The organism is Pseudomonas sp. NPDC090752 (genome assembly GCF_055584805.1).
The window spans coordinates 169,788-184,438 of record NZ_JBVJLI010000008.1; the positions used below are offsets into that span (position 1 = coordinate 169,788).

Annotated in this window: 13 protein-coding genes; 5 read left to right on the plus strand and 8 right to left on the minus strand. The window is 64.3% G+C overall.

Annotated elements, in window-relative coordinates:
- The first annotated feature begins 13 nt into the window (after positions 1 to 13).
- From ACZ6YA_RS13525 to ACZ6YA_RS13535, 3 genes are all read left to right on the plus strand, one after another.
- Entirely contained in the window at positions 14 to 862 is an 849-nt protein-coding gene (locus tag ACZ6YA_RS13525) for a helix-turn-helix transcriptional regulator (RefSeq protein WP_119687137.1), read from the plus strand.
- 69 nt (positions 863 to 931) lie between these two features.
- Positions 932 to 2,422 (plus strand): aldehyde dehydrogenase, encoded by a 1,491-nt coding sequence (locus ACZ6YA_RS13530; protein WP_465897625.1) that lies wholly within the window; start codon positions 932 to 934, stop codon positions 2,420 to 2,422.
- A gap of 22 nt (positions 2,423 to 2,444) precedes the next feature.
- On the plus strand, positions 2,445 to 3,827 hold the full coding sequence (locus ACZ6YA_RS13535; protein WP_465897626.1) for an aspartate aminotransferase family protein: 1,383 nt from the start codon (positions 2,445 to 2,447) through the stop codon (positions 3,825 to 3,827).
- Between the two features lie 125 nt (positions 3,828 to 3,952).
- On the opposite strand, the gene ACZ6YA_RS13540 is transcribed toward ACZ6YA_RS13535, so the two are convergent.
- The 3 genes from ACZ6YA_RS13540 to ACZ6YA_RS13550 all read right to left on the minus strand — a co-directional run bounded on the left by ACZ6YA_RS13540 (position 3,953) and on the right by ACZ6YA_RS13550 (position 8,793).
- Positions 3,953 to 5,953 carry a peptidase U32 family protein gene (locus ACZ6YA_RS13540; protein WP_465897627.1) on the minus strand — a complete coding sequence of 667 codons (2,001 nt, stop codon included), beginning with the start codon at positions 5,951 to 5,953 and terminating at the stop codon, positions 3,953 to 3,955.
- Between the two features lie 214 nt (positions 5,954 to 6,167).
- Positions 6,168 to 8,267 carry a TonB-dependent receptor family protein gene (locus ACZ6YA_RS13545; RefSeq protein ID WP_465897628.1) on the minus strand — a complete coding sequence of 700 codons (2,100 nt, stop codon included), beginning with the start codon at positions 8,265 to 8,267 and terminating at the stop codon, positions 6,168 to 6,170.
- 166 nt (positions 8,268 to 8,433) lie between these two features.
- Entirely contained in the window at positions 8,434 to 8,793 is a 360-nt protein-coding gene (locus tag ACZ6YA_RS13550) for a RidA family protein (RefSeq protein WP_465897629.1), read from the minus strand.
- 150 nt (positions 8,794 to 8,943) lie between these two features.
- Between ACZ6YA_RS13550 and ACZ6YA_RS13555 the strand changes: the two genes are divergently transcribed.
- Complete coding sequence (locus ACZ6YA_RS13555) at positions 8,944 to 9,639, plus strand: tRNA (adenine(22)-N(1))-methyltransferase (RefSeq protein WP_465897630.1); 696 nt, start codon at positions 8,944 to 8,946, stop codon at positions 9,637 to 9,639.
- A gap of 1 nt (position 9,640) precedes the next feature.
- On the opposite strand, the gene ACZ6YA_RS13560 is transcribed toward ACZ6YA_RS13555, so the two are convergent.
- Positions 9,641 to 9,910: a DUF2790 domain-containing protein gene (locus tag ACZ6YA_RS13560; protein WP_465897668.1), complete on the minus strand. Its 270-nt coding sequence runs from the start codon at positions 9,908 to 9,910 to the stop codon at positions 9,641 to 9,643.
- A 129-nt stretch (positions 9,911 to 10,039) separates the two neighbouring features.
- Here ACZ6YA_RS13560 and ACZ6YA_RS13565 point away from each other — a divergent pair, with 129 nt between their 5' ends.
- Positions 10,040 to 10,972, plus strand: a complete 933-nt coding sequence (locus ACZ6YA_RS13565) for a LysR family transcriptional regulator (protein WP_465897631.1) — start codon at positions 10,040 to 10,042, stop codon at positions 10,970 to 10,972.
- A gap of 116 nt (positions 10,973 to 11,088) precedes the next feature.
- Here ACZ6YA_RS13565 and ACZ6YA_RS13570 read toward each other — a convergent pair whose 3' ends face one another.
- From ACZ6YA_RS13570 to ACZ6YA_RS13585, 4 genes are all read right to left on the minus strand, one after another.
- On the minus strand, positions 11,089 to 11,640 hold the full coding sequence (locus ACZ6YA_RS13570; protein WP_465897632.1) for a YbhB/YbcL family Raf kinase inhibitor-like protein: 552 nt from the start codon (positions 11,638 to 11,640) through the stop codon (positions 11,089 to 11,091).
- A 48-nt stretch (positions 11,641 to 11,688) separates the two neighbouring features.
- On the minus strand, positions 11,689 to 12,000 hold the full coding sequence (locus ACZ6YA_RS13575) for a hypothetical protein (RefSeq protein ID WP_465897633.1): 312 nt from the start codon (positions 11,998 to 12,000) through the stop codon (positions 11,689 to 11,691).
- Between the two features lie 111 nt (positions 12,001 to 12,111).
- Positions 12,112 to 13,416, minus strand: coding sequence for an MFS transporter (locus ACZ6YA_RS13580; protein WP_465897634.1), 1,305 nt, complete (start codon positions 13,414 to 13,416; stop codon positions 12,112 to 12,114).
- A gap of 517 nt (positions 13,417 to 13,933) precedes the next feature.
- A complete protein-coding gene (locus ACZ6YA_RS13585) occupies positions 13,934 to 14,566 on the minus strand; it encodes a hypothetical protein (protein WP_465897635.1) in 633 nt (210 codons plus the stop codon).
- Positions 14,567 to 14,651 lie beyond the last annotated feature (85 nt).

Sequence of the window (14,651 nt, forward strand, 5' to 3'; positions counted from 1 at the left end):
TGGGACAACGACAATGAGCAAAGACCGGCTGAAATCGCCCGACTGGTACGCGCAGATGGCCCGTGTCATCGACGCCCAGGGCACGCCGGGCTTCGTCGAGGCACTGTTCGCCGCGCTCAAGCTGCTTGCGCCGTGCCAGGCCATCACCGTGTTCCTTTACCCACGCAAGGGCCTGCCCTCGGCGCTGTTCGTCAAGGACGAGGAGGGCCCATGGCTGCCGGAAGGCAACGTGCAGCGCTACCTCGAAGGCTACTACCTGCTGTGCCCGTTCTACCGGGCCTGCATGGACGGCGTGGCGGCTGGCTGCTTTCGCCTCAGCGACGTCGCCCCCGACCACTTCAAACGCAGCGAGTATTACCTGTCGTTCTACCAGCACGCGCACCTTGAGGACGAGCTGAACTTCATCGTGCCGCTGGATGAACACCTGACCATCGCCGTGGCCCTGGCCAGCACCCGGCGCCTGGACCGCCAGCAGGTCAGCGACCTCAAGTGCGTGGCGCCCTGGGTCGTGGCCGTGGTGCGGCGGCAGTGGAGCCACCTGGATGTCGACGCCGTGGGTGGGCGTTTCGAAAGTGCCCTGGGCCGGCAGATCAACGCTGCGTTGAACAATTTTGGCTCGTCCCTGCTCACCGAGCGCGAGTGCCGCATCGCCCAGTACCTGCTGCGTGGCCATTCGACGCGTTCCCTTGCCGAGCGCCTGGGCATCAGCGAAGACACGGTGAAGACCCACCGCAAGAACCTCTACACCAAGCTTGATATCGCCAAGCAATCCGAGCTGTTTTCGTTGTTCATCGACTCCCTGGCCCAGGCCCAGGAAGGCTTGAGCAAAGACCCGCTGGAAAGCTACCTGCGAAGGCGCTGACGGCGCCACCTCCGCCCCTACGAACAACCATCACAAGCGGCTGCCCGCGCAGCCGCAAGGGAGACCCGCGTGCATACGAAAAGCGATTGGCAGCAGCGCGCTGCACGGCAAAGCTTCATCACCACGGCGTTAGTCGATGGCCGCCCATTGGCGGCACAGTCCGGGGCGACCTTCGATACCCTCAACCCGGCCACCGAGCAACTGCTGGCCAAGGTGGCCGCCTGTGGCGACGCCGAAGTCGACCAGGCCGTGCGTTCGGCCCGCCGCGCCTTCGAGCAAGGCCCCTGGGCCCGTATGGCACCGGCGGCACGCAAGCGGGTGCTGCTGCGCCTGGCCGAGCTGATGATGGCCCACCGCGAAGAGCTGGCGCTGCTCGACTCGTTGAACATGGGCAAGCCAGTGATGGACGCCTACACCATCGACGTGCCCGGGGCCGCCAATGTGTTTGCCTGGTACGGCGAGGCGCTGGACAAAGTCTACGATCAGGTCGCGCCAACCGCCGACAATGCCCTGGCCACGGTGACCCGCGAAGCGCTGGGCGTGGTCGGCGCCGTAGTGCCGTGGAACTTCCCGCTGGACATGGCCGCCTGGAAGGTCGCACCGGCCCTGGCTGCCGGCAACAGCGTGGTGCTCAAACCTGCCGAGCAGTCGCCATTCTCGGCCCTGCGCCTGGCCGAGCTGGCCCTCGAAGCCGGCGTGCCGGAAGGCGTGCTCAACGTGGTGCCGGGGCTGGGCGAAAATGCTGGCCGTGCGCTGGGCTTACACCCGGATGTGGACTGCCTGGTGTTCACCGGCTCGACCCAGGTGGGCAAGTACTTCATGCAGTACTCGGCGCAATCCAACCTTAAGCAGGTATGGCTGGAGTGCGGCGGCAAAAGCCCGAACTTGGTGTTCGACGACTGCCAGGACCTCGACCTGGCCGCCGAAAAGGCCGCCTTCGGCATCTTCTTCAACCAGGGCGAAGTCTGCTCGGCCAACTCGCGGCTGTATGTGCAGCGCTCGATCCAGGATGAATTCATCGAGCGCCTGCTGGCCAAGGCCCGCAACTGGTTGCCCGGCGACCCTCTGGACCCGGCCAGCCGCGCCGGCGCCATCGTCGACGCTGCGCAGAGCGCGCGCATCATGGCCGCCATCGAGCAGGCCCAGGGCGACGGTGCTCGCCTGCTGTGCGGCGGCCAGCGCCTGAGTTTCAACGGCTCGAACAACTTCATCGCGCCGACGGTGTTCGCTGACGTGCACCCGGACTCAGCCCTGGCCCGTAATGAGGTGTTCGGCCCGGTGCTGGCGATCACGGCCTTCGACGACGAGGAACAGGCCGTGCGCCTGGCCAACGACAGCGTCTATGGCCTGGCCGCCTCGCTGTGGAGCGACGACCTCAACCGCGCCCACCGCGTCGCCCGGCGCCTGAAGGCCGGCACCGTGTCGGTCAACACCGTCGATGCCCTCGACGTGGTGGTGCCTTTTGGCGGTGGCCGCCAGTCGGGCTTCGGCCGCGACCTCTCGCTGCACGCCTTCGACAAGTACACCCAACTCAAGACCACTTGGTTCCAGCTGCGCTGACCCTCACTCACGGAGAATGACCATGAACGCACCCTTCACGCCGCAACGCGAGACCCGCGACTACCAGGCCAGCGACGCGGCCCACCACATCCACGCCTTCCTCGACCAGAAGGCGCTGAACGCCGAAGGCCCGCGGGTGATCACCCGTGGCGAACGCCTGCACCTGTGGGACAACGACGGCCGGCGCTACCTGGACGGCATGTCCGGCCTCTGGTGCACCCAGCTCGGCTACGGCCGCAAGGACCTGACTGCCGCCGCCGCTGCGCAGATGGACCAGCTGGCGTACTACAACATGTTCTTCCACACCACGCACCCGGCGGTGATCGAACTGTCCGAGCTGCTCTTCAGCCTGCTGCCCGGGCACTACAGCCACGCCATCTACACCAACTCCGGCTCCGAGGCGAACGAGGTGCTGATCCGCACCGTGCGCCGCTACTGGCAGGTGGTCGGCCAGCCGAGCAAGAAGATCATGATTGGCCGCTGGAACGGTTACCACGGCTCGACCCTGGCGGCGACGGCGCTGGGCGGGATGAAGTTCATGCACGAAATGGGCGGGATGATCCCGGACGTGGCGCACATTGATGAGCCGTATTGGTACGCCGAGGGCGGTGAACTGACACCGGCCGAGTTCGGCCGCCGTTGCGCCCTGCAACTGGAAGAGAAGATTCTCGAACTGGGCGCCGAAAACGTCGCCGGCTTCGTTGCCGAACCGTTCCAGGGCGCGGGCGGCATGATCTTCCCGCCGGAAAGCTACTGGCCGGAAATCCAGCGTATCTGCCGCCAGTACGACGTGCTGCTGTGCGCAGACGAGGTGATCGGTGGCTTTGGCCGCACCGGCGAGTGGTTCGCCCACGAATACTTCGGCTTCGAGCCCGACACCTTGTCCATCGCCAAGGGCCTGACCTCGGGCTACGTGCCCATGGGCGGGCTGGTGCTGAGCAAGCGTATCGCCGAGGCGCTGGTAGAGCGGGGCGGGGTGTTCGCCCACGGCCTGACCTATTCAGGCCACCCGGTGGCGGCGGCGGTGGCCATCGCCAACCTCAAGGCACTGCGCGACGAAGGCATCGTGCGCCAGGTCAAGGACGATACCGGACCGTATCTGCAGCGCATATTGCGTGAGGTGTTTGCCAATCACCCGCTGATTGGCCAGGTGCAGGGCGCAGGGTTGGTGGCGGCGTTGCAGTTTGCAGAGGACAAAGGCAGCCGCAAGCGCTATGCCAACGAGAATGACCTGGCCTGGCAGTGCCGGACGTATGGTTTCGAGGAAGGGGTGATCATTCGCTCGACGCTGGGGCGGATGATCATGGCGCCGGCGCTGGTCGCCAACCACAGCGAGCTGGATGAGCTGGTGGAGAAGACCCGGATTGCGGTGGATCGTACGGCCCGGGGGCTGGGCATTCTGTAAACGAGGCCGCATTTTGCGAACCATTCGCGGGCAAGCCCGCTCCCACAGGATCATCGCTGTCTTCTCAGGCGGCGCTTGACCTGTGGGAGCGGGCTTGCCCGCTAAGAGACCCTTACTGACTCACCTCAATGCGGCGCCCGCACGATGGTCTTGAGCAGGTCTTCCGGGCTGATGTGCCCAACCACCTGGGCCACCGCGCTGCCCGGGGTCGGCAGGTCGATGATATGGCTCTTCATCTTGCCGACCACATGCATCTCGCACGGCTTGCAGTCGAATTTCAGGGTCAACACTTCATCGCCCTGAATCAGCTGCATAGGCGCCACCTTGGTGCGCACGCCAGTCACGCCCTTGGCCTGCTTGGGGCACAGGTTGAACGAGAAACGCAGGCAGTGCTTGGTGATCATCACCGGCACTTCGCCGTGTTCCTCGTGCGCCTCGTACGCCGCGTCGATCAGCTGCACACCGTGGCGGTGGTAGAAGTCGCGGGCCTTCTGGTTGTAGACGTTGGCCAGGAACGACAGGTGCGACTCAGGGTACACCGGCGGCGGCGTGGTCTCGGCCTTGCGCCCGCCACGCGGGTGGGCCTTGATGCGTGCTTCGGTCAGCGCCTCGATGGCTTCACGGCGCAGGGCCTTGAGCTGCGAGTTGGGGATGAAGTACGCCTGTGGCGCATCCAGCTCGATGGTGTTGGCGTGGTACATCGTGGTACCCAGCTGGCCCAGCAGGTCGTGCAACTGGTCCAGCGCCTGCTGCGGCTTGTTGGCCGCGCCGAACGGGCCGTCCAGCGCGACTTGCACGCTGACGCCTTCCTCACTGCAGACGCTGAGCATCAACCGTTGCTCGGTGAGCACGGCGTGCCATTCCACGCCCACCCGACGCTCGGCCGAGGTGCGCTGCAGGGCCTGCTGCCAGTTGTGATCGAGGTTGCGCGACAGCGGGTGGTTCGGGCGCAGCTTGTACATGCCCTCCGGCATCTCGTTGGGCTCGACCCGGTAGCGGTAGCGCTTCTGGCCGTCTTCCTCGAACTCGCCACGCGGCTCGGCGATGTTGGCACGGAAGCCCACCACCTCGCGCTTGACCAGCACATTGAGGCCGTCGCCGTTGGTCAGCGGCACGTCGGTGACCACCTGCATGTCACGCTTGCCGACTTTTTCCACCACGCCTACCGGCAAGCCGGTGAAGGTGGGCGAGTCGAAGGCGCCGATGTCGACCTTGCGGTCGCTGACGAAGTAGTCGGTGCTGCCACGGTGGAAGGTCTTGTCCGGGTCGGGCAGGAAGAAGTGTTCGGTACGACCGCTGGAGGCCCGGGCGAGGGCCGGGCGGTCTTCGAGGATGGCGTCGAGTTCTTTGCGGTAGTGGGCCGTGATGTTCTTCACATAGCCCATGTCCTTGTAGCGGCCCTCGATCTTGAACGAGCGCACGCCGGCATCGACCAGGTCGCGCAGGTTGGCGGTCTGGTTGTTGTCCTTCATCGACAGCAAGTGCTTCTCGAACGCCACCACCCGGCCCTGGTCGTCCTTGAGGGTGTACGGCAGGCGGCAGGCCTGGGAACAGTCGCCACGGTTGGCGCTGCGGCCGGTCTGCGCGTGGGAGATGTTGCACTGGCCGGAGAAGGCTACGCACAGCGCACCGTGGATGAAGAACTCGATCGCCGCGTCGGTTTCAGCGGCGATTGCGCGGATCTCCTGCAGGTTCAACTCACGGGCCAGCACCAGCTGCGAGAAACCGGCCTGGTCGAGGAACCTTGCCCGCGCCAGGGTGCGGATGTCGGTCTGGGTGCTGGCGTGCAGCTCGATTGGCGGGATATCCAGCTCCATCACCCCCAGGTCCTGCACGATCAGCGCATCGACGCCGGCGTCGTACAGCTGATGAATCAGCTTGCGCGCTGGCTCCAGCTCGTTGTCGTGGAGGATGGTGTTGATGGTGGTGAACACGCGCGCGTGGTAGCGCCGGGCGAACTCGACCAGTTCGGCGATTTCGCCGACTTCGTTGCAGGCGTTGTGGCGCGCGCCGAAGCTCGGGCCACCGATGTAGATGGCATCAGCGCCGTGCAGGATCGCTTCGCGGGCGATGGCCACGTCACGCGCAGGGCTGAGCAGTTCCAGGTGATTTTTTGGAAGGGACATGTCGTTATAGGTTCGGGCTGTCACGGTAGGGCGGCATTGTAACGGGGAAATGGGTGGGTGGCATGCTTTGGCTGCCGGGAGGTGTGTTGCCTGGGCCGGCCCCTTCGCGGGACAAGCCCGCTCCCACAGGTACGGCACCGTTCTCAAGGACAGCGGGGAATCTGTGGGAGCGGGCTTGCCCCGCGAAGAGGCCGGCCCAGTCAGCAGAGGCGGTTCAGAACTGATACTCCATCCCGGCTCCGGCATACCACGACCGCCCCGGCGCTGCTTCGTAGTAGCGGCCATTGCCATCGCCCACGATCACCGAGCCGACATACTGCCGATCCAGCAGATTGTCCAACCGCACCAGCTGATGGAACGTCCACGGCCCCACGTGCTGCTCGAACCGCGTTCGCCAGTTGAACACCGCATAACTCGGCGCGGCATGCTGGTCGTTGGTGTCTTCGACATACACCTTGCTGCGGTACTGCCCCTCAACCCCCATGCTGATGCCATCACGCGGCTTCCACACCAATTCGCCGAACAGGCTGCTACGCGGTACACCCGGCAGGTGGTTGCCCTTGTCGATGGTCGTGGTGCCTTGATTGAAGGCTTCGTCATAGGTGGCATCGAGCAAGGTGTAGGCCAGGTTGGCCTGCCACTGGGCGTTCAGTTCGCGCTGCACGCTCAGCTCGAAGCCACGGCGCAGAGTCTTGCCGGCATTACGGTAGCTGGTACGGCCACCTTCAGACGCCGCGACGACGAGCTCATCCTCCGTGCGGATTTCGAAAATAGCCGCATTGATCCGTGTACGGTCATCCGGGCGGGCTTTGATGCCAAGCTCGTACTGGGTGCTGGTGGCCGGCTCCAGGCCGAAGTTGAAGCCTTCAACAGCACCCGGTGCATAGGCCATTTCCGCCTGGGTCGGGGTCTCGAAGGCTTTGCCTGCACTGATGTAGCCATGCAGGTCGGGGGTGAAGGCGTACATCACCGACAAGGTCGGGGTGGTGCGCTGATACGTTTTCGAGCCGCTGGCATCGCCGTTGGACAGGAAGCGGTCGTCCACGTCCATTTCCATGCTGCTGTGGCGCAGGCCAGCATCGACGGTCCAGCGCTCCAGTTCCCAGTGCGCCTGCACATAAGGGTCGAGGCTGGTGGCGGTGTCTTTTTCGTCGCGGCGCAGTTCGCCTTTCACCCCCAGCGTGTCGCCGCTGAAGTTCTGGAAGCCTCGGCGGTCATCGCGGCTGCGGTCGTAATCGGCACCGAAGGTCAGCGTGAGGTTACCGGGCGCGGCGCTGATCGGCTGGATCCAGCGCAGGGTGCCGCCGTGGAACTCGCGGTCGAAATCGACCACGCCGCCGCCACGGTTGTTCGCCGGCGTGCCTTTGGGGATCGACAGGTACTGGATGACGCTGCGCTTGCCGGCATACAGGTTGAACTGCAAGGTCGCGTCGCCGAAGTAACGCTCGTAGTTCATGCCCACTTGCTGGTGGTGGATGCTCTTGCGCGTATTGTATTCCTCGGCACGCGACGACACCGAGCGCGGGTCGTGCTTGTAGGCGTCCCAGGTCTGGCCGAGCGGGTCTTCGGTGCCGTTCTGCTCCAGGGTGCTGAGGATCAGCGCCAGGCGGCTGTCTTCATCGGGCTTGACGTGGACCTTGGCGAAGGTCTGGTCGCGGCGTGCGGCGCTGTGATCGCGGTAGCCGTCGGTGTCCATGCGCGAAGCATCGACCAGAAAGCCCGCCTGTTCACTGCCGCCCTCGCTGTAGACGTGGTTCTTGTTGAAGCCATCGCTGCCGAAGGTGGTTTCGGCCCCGACCTTGGGCGGCCCCGAGCCATCGCGGGAGAACATCTGGATCACGCCACCGGCATTGCTGCCATAAATGGCCGAGGCAGGGCCGCGCAGCACTTCGATGCGCTCGGCTACGTCCAGGTTGAGCGAGGCCGCCTGGCCCTGGCCGTCCGGGGTACTGGCCGGGATGCCGTCGCTGAGTAGCTTGATGCCACGGATGCCGAAGGCCGAGCGAGCGCCATAGCCGCGCGAGGAAATCTGCAGGTCCTGGGCGTAGTTCTGGCGGTTCTGCACCACCAGGCCGGGGACGCGGTTGAGGGCTTCGGACAGGTTGACGCCCAGCTGGCCATCGGCGATCTGCGAACGGTCGACGGTGTCGATGGAGTAGGGCAGGTCGAAGCTGGGGTTGGGCGCGTAAGTGCCGGTCACCACCACCGGTTCGAGCAGGTTGAAGGTCGTGGCGGGTTCGGCATGGGCGAAGGCGCACAGGCCAAGAGAAGGCGCCAGGGCGCAGACGGCCTTGCGGCAAAAACGGTGAGACATCGAGAACAGCATTCCTGCTTGGATGGGGCCGCTTTGCGCCCCTTCGCGGGCAAGCCCGCTCCCACAAGGACCCCGCCGGTATAGAAATCAGCGCAGTCTCTGTGGGAGCATGCTTGCCCGCGAAGGGGCGCAAAGCGGCCCCAATGATCTTAAGGCAACAGTTTGATTAGCGTTTCGCGGCCATGGCGGTCACTTCCACGCGCATTTCCGGATAGGCCAGCGCAGCCACACCGACAGCCGCACGTACCGGCCAAGGCTTGCTGAAGAAACGCTGGTACACCTCGTTGAAGGCCGCGCGGTCGGCCATGTCGGTCAGGTAGATGGTCAGGTGCATGACGAGGTCCATGCCGCTACCAGCCTTTTCCAGCGCCTCTTTCAGCGCCTGCAGGGTGCTTTCGCTCTGCTGCTCGATATCGCCTTCGAGGTCGGCAGGGATCTGGGTAGTGACCAGAATGCCGTTGAACTCGGCGACGTCGGAAGAAATGGACTCGGCATCGGAATCCGGGGTGAAGACGAGGTTTGCCATGGGAGGTTTGCCTTGCAACGGAAGGAAAGGCGCAAGCCTACGCGAGCGCGGCGCAGGGGTCGAGCCGCAGGGCACCGTCTGGCCTGCGCGCATTGTAATAGCGCGCCATGGCCGTCAGAATCGCGCCGATTGTCGAGCAAGGGGTATGAGTTGAACGAACAGACATTGTCGATGCGCCTGGAGCGCGTCGCGGCGCATGTACCTCAGGGCGCGCGCCTGGCCGATATCGGCTCGGACCACGGCTACCTGCCGGTGGCCCTGGCGCTGCGTGGCGTGATCGAAGCGGGTGTGGCCGGCGAAGTGGCGCAGACGCCCTACGCGTCAGCCCAGCGCAACGTACGCAGAAATGGCCTGCAGGAACGCATCACCGTTCGCTTGGCTGACGGCCTGGCCGCAATCGAAGCGCAAGACCGCATCTCGGCGGTCAGCCTCTGCGGCATGGGCGGCAAGACCATGTGCGAAATCCTCGAACGGGGCAAGGCGCACCTCAACGGCCGCGAGCGGTTGATCCTGCAGCCCAACGGCGACGAGCGCGAGCTGCGTACCTGGCTGATGGATAACGGCTACCGGATCGTGGCTGAAGAGTTGTTACGCGAAAACCGCTTCGACTACGAGATCATCGTGGCCGAACCGCAAGGGGCGGTGGCCTATAGCGAAGAAGAGCTGTATTTCGGCCCGCTGTTGATGCGTGAGAAAAGCCCGGCATTCATCACCAAGTGGCAGCGCATGTTGCGCCAGAAGCAGCAGGCCCTGGCCAACTTCGAACGGGCCCGGGATGCGATCCCGCAAGATAAGCTGCGTACCTTCACCACGCAGGCGAGTTGGATCACCCAGGTGCTGGCCTGAATCACAGCTGCGAGCAGTTACGCATCTCGCGGTAATTGACTTCGCGGGTCTGACCTTGATGGTCGACATAAACCATGTGCGCGGTGCCGATCTGGCAGTCGGCAGCGTTGCTGGCCGGAGTGATCGAGATGACCTTGGCCACGTCCAGCGGCATGCCGTATTCGTAATTCGCGCTATTGCTGGCGACCGACTGGCTGGCGGATTGATCGGCCAGGGCGCCGAACGACGCAAAGGCGGCAGACAGTACGAGCAGGGCAATCGAGCGTTTGATGTTCATGGCAGGCTCCTTTTCGATGTTTTACCAATGATGTATTCATTGGCCATGCACAATAAATGGGCTAAGCCGTGATAGATTCCTGCCTGCAACGTACGAATAAGAACGCACAAGGAGCCGAGCCCCATGGATATGCTGCATGCCATGCGTACCTTCGCCCGGGTCGTGGAATGCGGCAGCTTCGCCGCCGCCGCCAACGCCCTGGACATCTCTGCCGCGCAGGTGTCGCGGATCGTCGCCGAGCTTGAGAACCAGCTGCAGACCCGCCTGCTGCACCGCACCACGCGGCGCCTACGCATGAGCGAAGCGGGCGAACGCTTTCTTGAACGTTCGCGACAGATCATGCTGCTGACCGAAGAGGCCGTGGGCGAGGCCCGCGGCGCACATCTCACCCCGCGTGGCCGGCTGCGCCTGCATTGCCCGCATGGCCTGGGGATGTTGCTGATGCCGCTGGTGGCCGGCTACAACGCCCTGTGCCCGGAGGTGGTGATCGAGCTGACCCTGTCGCAGCGCAACCCCGACCCGCTGGCCGAAGGGCACGATGTGGTGATCACCGTGGACGAAGCGCTGCCTGACTCGCAGTTGATCGCCGTGCCGCTCGGCAATATCTTCAGCATCCCCTGCGCTGCGCCCAGCTATCTGGAGGCCCACGGGGTGCCGCAACGGCCACAGGAGCTGCACGAGCACCGCTGTCTGCGCATGGCCTATCCGATGTATGAAGGTGACTGGGTGTTCCCGGAGGGCCTGGATCATTGTGTGATCGCCCCGCGCGACAGCTTCCTGACCAACGTCGCCGACGCGATGCTGGTGGCCAGTGAATTGGGCATGGGGATCGGGCTATTGCCGTTCTATACGGCCAGCCAGGCGATCGAGCAAGGCCGCTTGCGGCGGTTGTTGGCGCCGTACCGGTTACGGGAGAGTGCGTTGTATGCGATCTACCCGTCGCGGCATTACCTGGATGCCAAGGTGCGGACCTGGATCGATTATCTGAAGGAACAGCTACCGGCACTGTTTGCGGGGCATGAGCGGATTGTCGATGACTCGCAGTATTGGCGGTGAGTCAGTAATGCCCCTTTCGCGGGCAAGCCCGCTCCCACAGGGAACCCGCTGTCCTTGAGAACTGTGCAGTACCTGTGGGAGCGGGCTTGCCCGCGAAGAGGACAGTGAAGCCATCATCAGTGCCCATATTTCCCCACCAGGCTCTGGGCTCCTAAGGCGTGCCCTTGTAGCAGTTCCATCAACCCACTGCGATCCAGCCCCTCAGGCAATGTCCCAATGGGGATATCGGTAGCAATCAATGTCAACGCATAGTGATGCGGATTGTCCCCGGCCGGTGGACAAGGCCCACGATAGTTGAGGGTGCCGCGCGAATTGCGCCCCACCATCACCGCCTGAGTGGTCAACGCAAACTTGCCTTCTTCCAGGCCATCGAGTTCAGGATCGATGTTGTAGGCCAGCCAATGCACCACGCCGATGCCCTTGCCGCCGTCGGGGTCGAACATCACCAGGGCCAGGGAACGGGTGCCTGCAGGAAGGTTTTTCCAGCTCAGCTGCGGCGTACGCTCTTCGCCCGCGCCACAGGCCGGGTCAGGCCCGACCTGCTGCAAGGCGATGACACCGCCATCGGTGAATGAAGACGAACTGATAGACATTGCACCGGAGCCACTGCCAGCCGCCAGTGCAGCACCCGGCAACAGCGCGGCGAACAGCCAGGGTTTGAAGTTCATGGCGATTCCTAAGCGAGGCGACTGGCCGCAGTGTAGTCCAGGCTGCCGTCAGCGGCTGTCCTGGTCCTCGGCGGTCCCGCCGCTGTGCCCGGCACCGGAGCCTGTCGCTTCGCCGGTGCTGTTGGAGCCACCTGCAGCACCGTCTGCCGCGTCGCTGCCGGTGTCGGCACTGTCGTTGTCCTGGCCACTGCCGGGGCTGTTTACGCTGCTGCCTTCACCAGCGGTCTTGCCGCCTTGCTGGTCGGTTTTCGGGTAAGCGTCGGTGTTGGTGTTGGACGTGTCGGAAGCGGCGAAGCTGGTAGCCGAGCCGAGGCCCAAGGCGATGGCGAGCAGCAGCGGGAGCGGGCGAATGCGGATCATGGCGAATCTCCTGTGCGGATGATCTGTCATTCGTTTGGCTTGAGCATGGGGGCAGGGTGCCCGCTGGGCGACGGGCGGTCAGAAAAAAGGCCGCAAAAGCGGCCTTCAAACTTAGTCGACTTGCGCGCGCGGCGCAGGCGCTTCGGCAGGCTGCAGTGGCGGATGCTCCTGCGGGTGCTCTTGCGCCGCATGCATCAGGTCTTCGGTCACCCGCAGCTCGGCGCCGGTCGGCGAGAAAGTGGTCGAGGCCGTGAAGGGCGCCGGATGCTCCGCCGCCGGGCGTTTGCCACGGCGCCAGAGGAAGAAGCACACCATGCCCAGGTTGACCACGGCAAAGGCCCAGAACAGCCCGGCCTCGCCAAATTCGGTCATCGCTGGCGAAATCGCCAGCGGCGCCATGGCCGAACCCAGCGAGTTGATCAGCAACAGGCCCTGGATCATCGGTACCAGTGCATCCGAAGGTGCACGGTCGGCGGCGTGGCTGACCGCCACCGGGTACAACGTGAACACGCCGCCACCGAGCAGGAACAGCATGGCCGGCAGCAGCGGCGACTGCGAGGGCAGGAACACGGTGATCAGCGACAGCACCACGCACAGTGCGGCCAGGGCGATCAGTACATCCTGGCGGTCCTTGCGATCGGACCAGCGCCCTACCGGGTACTGCAACAGCATGGCGCCGAGGATGACCCAGGCCATCATGTTACCGACTTCACCCACGTCCAGGCCGATGCGCTGCAGGTAGAGCGGCAGCAGCGCATAGATGCCTGCAATGGCCACGCCCGAACCGAAGCAGCCGACCAGGCCCGATGGCGCAACCCCGAGCAGCTGGCGTGGCTTGAGCGGCTCGACCTGCTCCAGCAGCGGCGACACCCGTGGCAGGATCACGATCGGCAGCACCGACAGCGCGGCAAGCATGCCGGCCAGCATGAACGGCGCGCTGTCGCCCAGGTGGGTGATTTCGCCAAGGCCGGCCTGGGCGATCACCCCGGCGCCGTAGAAGGCGATCATGTACAGCGCCAGCAGACGCCCGCGGATCTTCGCGTCACCGGCCAGCAGCAACCAGCTCTCGATCACCAGGAACACGCCCACGGCGGCCCAGCCGTTGATCAGGCGCAGGATCGACCACCAGGTGGTGTCGTAGAACAGCCCTTGCAGCAGGATGGTGGCGGCGATCAGCGCGGCGAAGCTGGTATAGGCGCGGATATGGCCGATGCGCAGGATCAGGCGGTCATTGAAGATCGCGCCAAGGGTCAGGCCGAGGAAGTAGCTCGACGAGACGATACCGATCATCGTCGCCGATTCACCGGCAGCGCCCAGGCGCAGGGTGGTCAGGGAAGACATGAAACCATTGCCCAGGGCGATGATGAACAGCCCGAGCAGGGGTGCCAGCGCCATGGCCAGCAAACGCGGAGACATACATACCTCAAGTTGGAGTGGCGGTAGGGGACGCCTCTTCGAACGCGCACGCCAAACAGGCCCGATAGGGGCCGGAGGGGTGCACGGGTGTGCCTGGGCTGGATGCGACCTGGGCAAGACTCAACCGCTGGGCCTTTGAGGAACTGGGCCGGGCGGGGTCGGTTGAGCCTATTTCACATGGGCTGCATGTGTTCAGGCCTGGACTCTGTCGTTGCTGCCGGTTGCCACCGTTCAAGGCGACGGGCGAAAAGGAGGCGCGATTCTACGGGTTGCGCACGATTTGCCCAAGAGGTTACGGGCTGCGACCAGACGCCGCAGGGTGGAATGCGACAGCTTTGTGCCCGGATTCGACATCTTCAGCGCACCCCGTGGTAGCCACTGTCTTGCTCAAACGTTAAAAAGTTGCGCGATCCCGTGGGAGCGGGCTTGCCCCGCGAACACGGGCGAAGCCCGTGCCATGCAGCGCGGTGCCTGCTTCGCGGGACAAGCCCGCTCCCACAGAGATCGCGCAGCCCCATCATTTATCGAACAAGCGCTCGTGTACCCAGCCCTTTTGGGTCAGCACCATTGCCCGCGTTTCCTTGGCCGGCGTATCGTTGGTGGCCACAGCCTCGCTCAGCTGGCGAATGCTGTCTTTCACTTCTTGCCTAGCCGCCCATTCCGGCAAGCCGGTGATCTTGTAGGCATAGGTCACCTCGGAAATCGTCTGGCCCATCATCTCGCCCGGCTCGGTGAACCCTTCGATTGCGGTGACCTGCGCCTTGCCGAAGCACAGCCCGCCACGGGTACTGCCGTTGAGCATCTTCTGTGCGTCGGCCTTGTAGTACTTGCGGCCTTCGTCGGTCAGGTCGTAGGCATAGTAGATGTCGGTGCGGGCGGGTTGCCACAGGCGTTTTGGCACCTCGGTGCGGGAGATTTCCTTCTCGCTGACTACCCCGACCTGCGCCAGTGCATGCAGCGCTTTGTTGGTGCCGTCGACGTCGAAATCCTGGGTCTTGGTAGGGAACGAACCGACTACGAAACACTGCGGGTACTGGGTATCGAGGTAGGCTTGGGCGGCCTTCTGGAAAGTGGCTTCGCTGGCACCCTTGTTGTCCGAGCAGCCGGCCACGGTGGCCAGCAGGGCCAGCGGTACGATCTTCCTGTACATGATCGAGCGTCCTTGGATTGCGAAGATAAAACCGATGGGTCGGAATTAGAACCCACGGTTTAGAGCGGCGCAATCATGGCAAGTC

Excerpts from the sequence above, each read along its gene's own strand:
- ACZ6YA_RS13565 (WP_465897631.1), top strand. The coding sequence starts at position 10,040 with ATGGATATGCTGCATGCCATGCGTACCTTCGCCCGGGTCGTGGAATGC.
- ACZ6YA_RS13540 (WP_465897627.1), bottom strand. The coding sequence starts at position 5,953 with ATGTCCCTTCCAAAAAATCACCTGGAACTGCTCAGCCCTGCGCGTGAC.
- ACZ6YA_RS13580 (WP_465897634.1), bottom strand. The coding sequence starts at position 13,416 with ATGTCTCCGCGTTTGCTGGCCATGGCGCTGGCACCCCTGCTCGGGCTG.
- ACZ6YA_RS13550 (WP_465897629.1), bottom strand. The coding sequence starts at position 8,793 with ATGGCAAACCTCGTCTTCACCCCGGATTCCGATGCCGAGTCCATTTCT.
- ACZ6YA_RS13535 (WP_465897626.1), top strand. The coding sequence starts at position 2,445 with ATGAACGCACCCTTCACGCCGCAACGCGAGACCCGCGACTACCAGGCC.
- ACZ6YA_RS13575 (WP_465897633.1), bottom strand. The coding sequence starts at position 12,000 with ATGATCCGCATTCGCCCGCTCCCGCTGCTGCTCGCCATCGCCTTGGGC.
- ACZ6YA_RS13545 (WP_465897628.1), bottom strand. The coding sequence starts at position 8,267 with ATGTCTCACCGTTTTTGCCGCAAGGCCGTCTGCGCCCTGGCGCCTTCT.
- ACZ6YA_RS13585 (WP_465897635.1), bottom strand. The coding sequence starts at position 14,566 with ATGTACAGGAAGATCGTACCGCTGGCCCTGCTGGCCACCGTGGCCGGC.
- ACZ6YA_RS13525 (WP_119687137.1), top strand. The coding sequence starts at position 14 with ATGAGCAAAGACCGGCTGAAATCGCCCGACTGGTACGCGCAGATGGCC.
- ACZ6YA_RS13570 (WP_465897632.1), bottom strand. The coding sequence starts at position 11,640 with ATGAACTTCAAACCCTGGCTGTTCGCCGCGCTGTTGCCGGGTGCTGCA.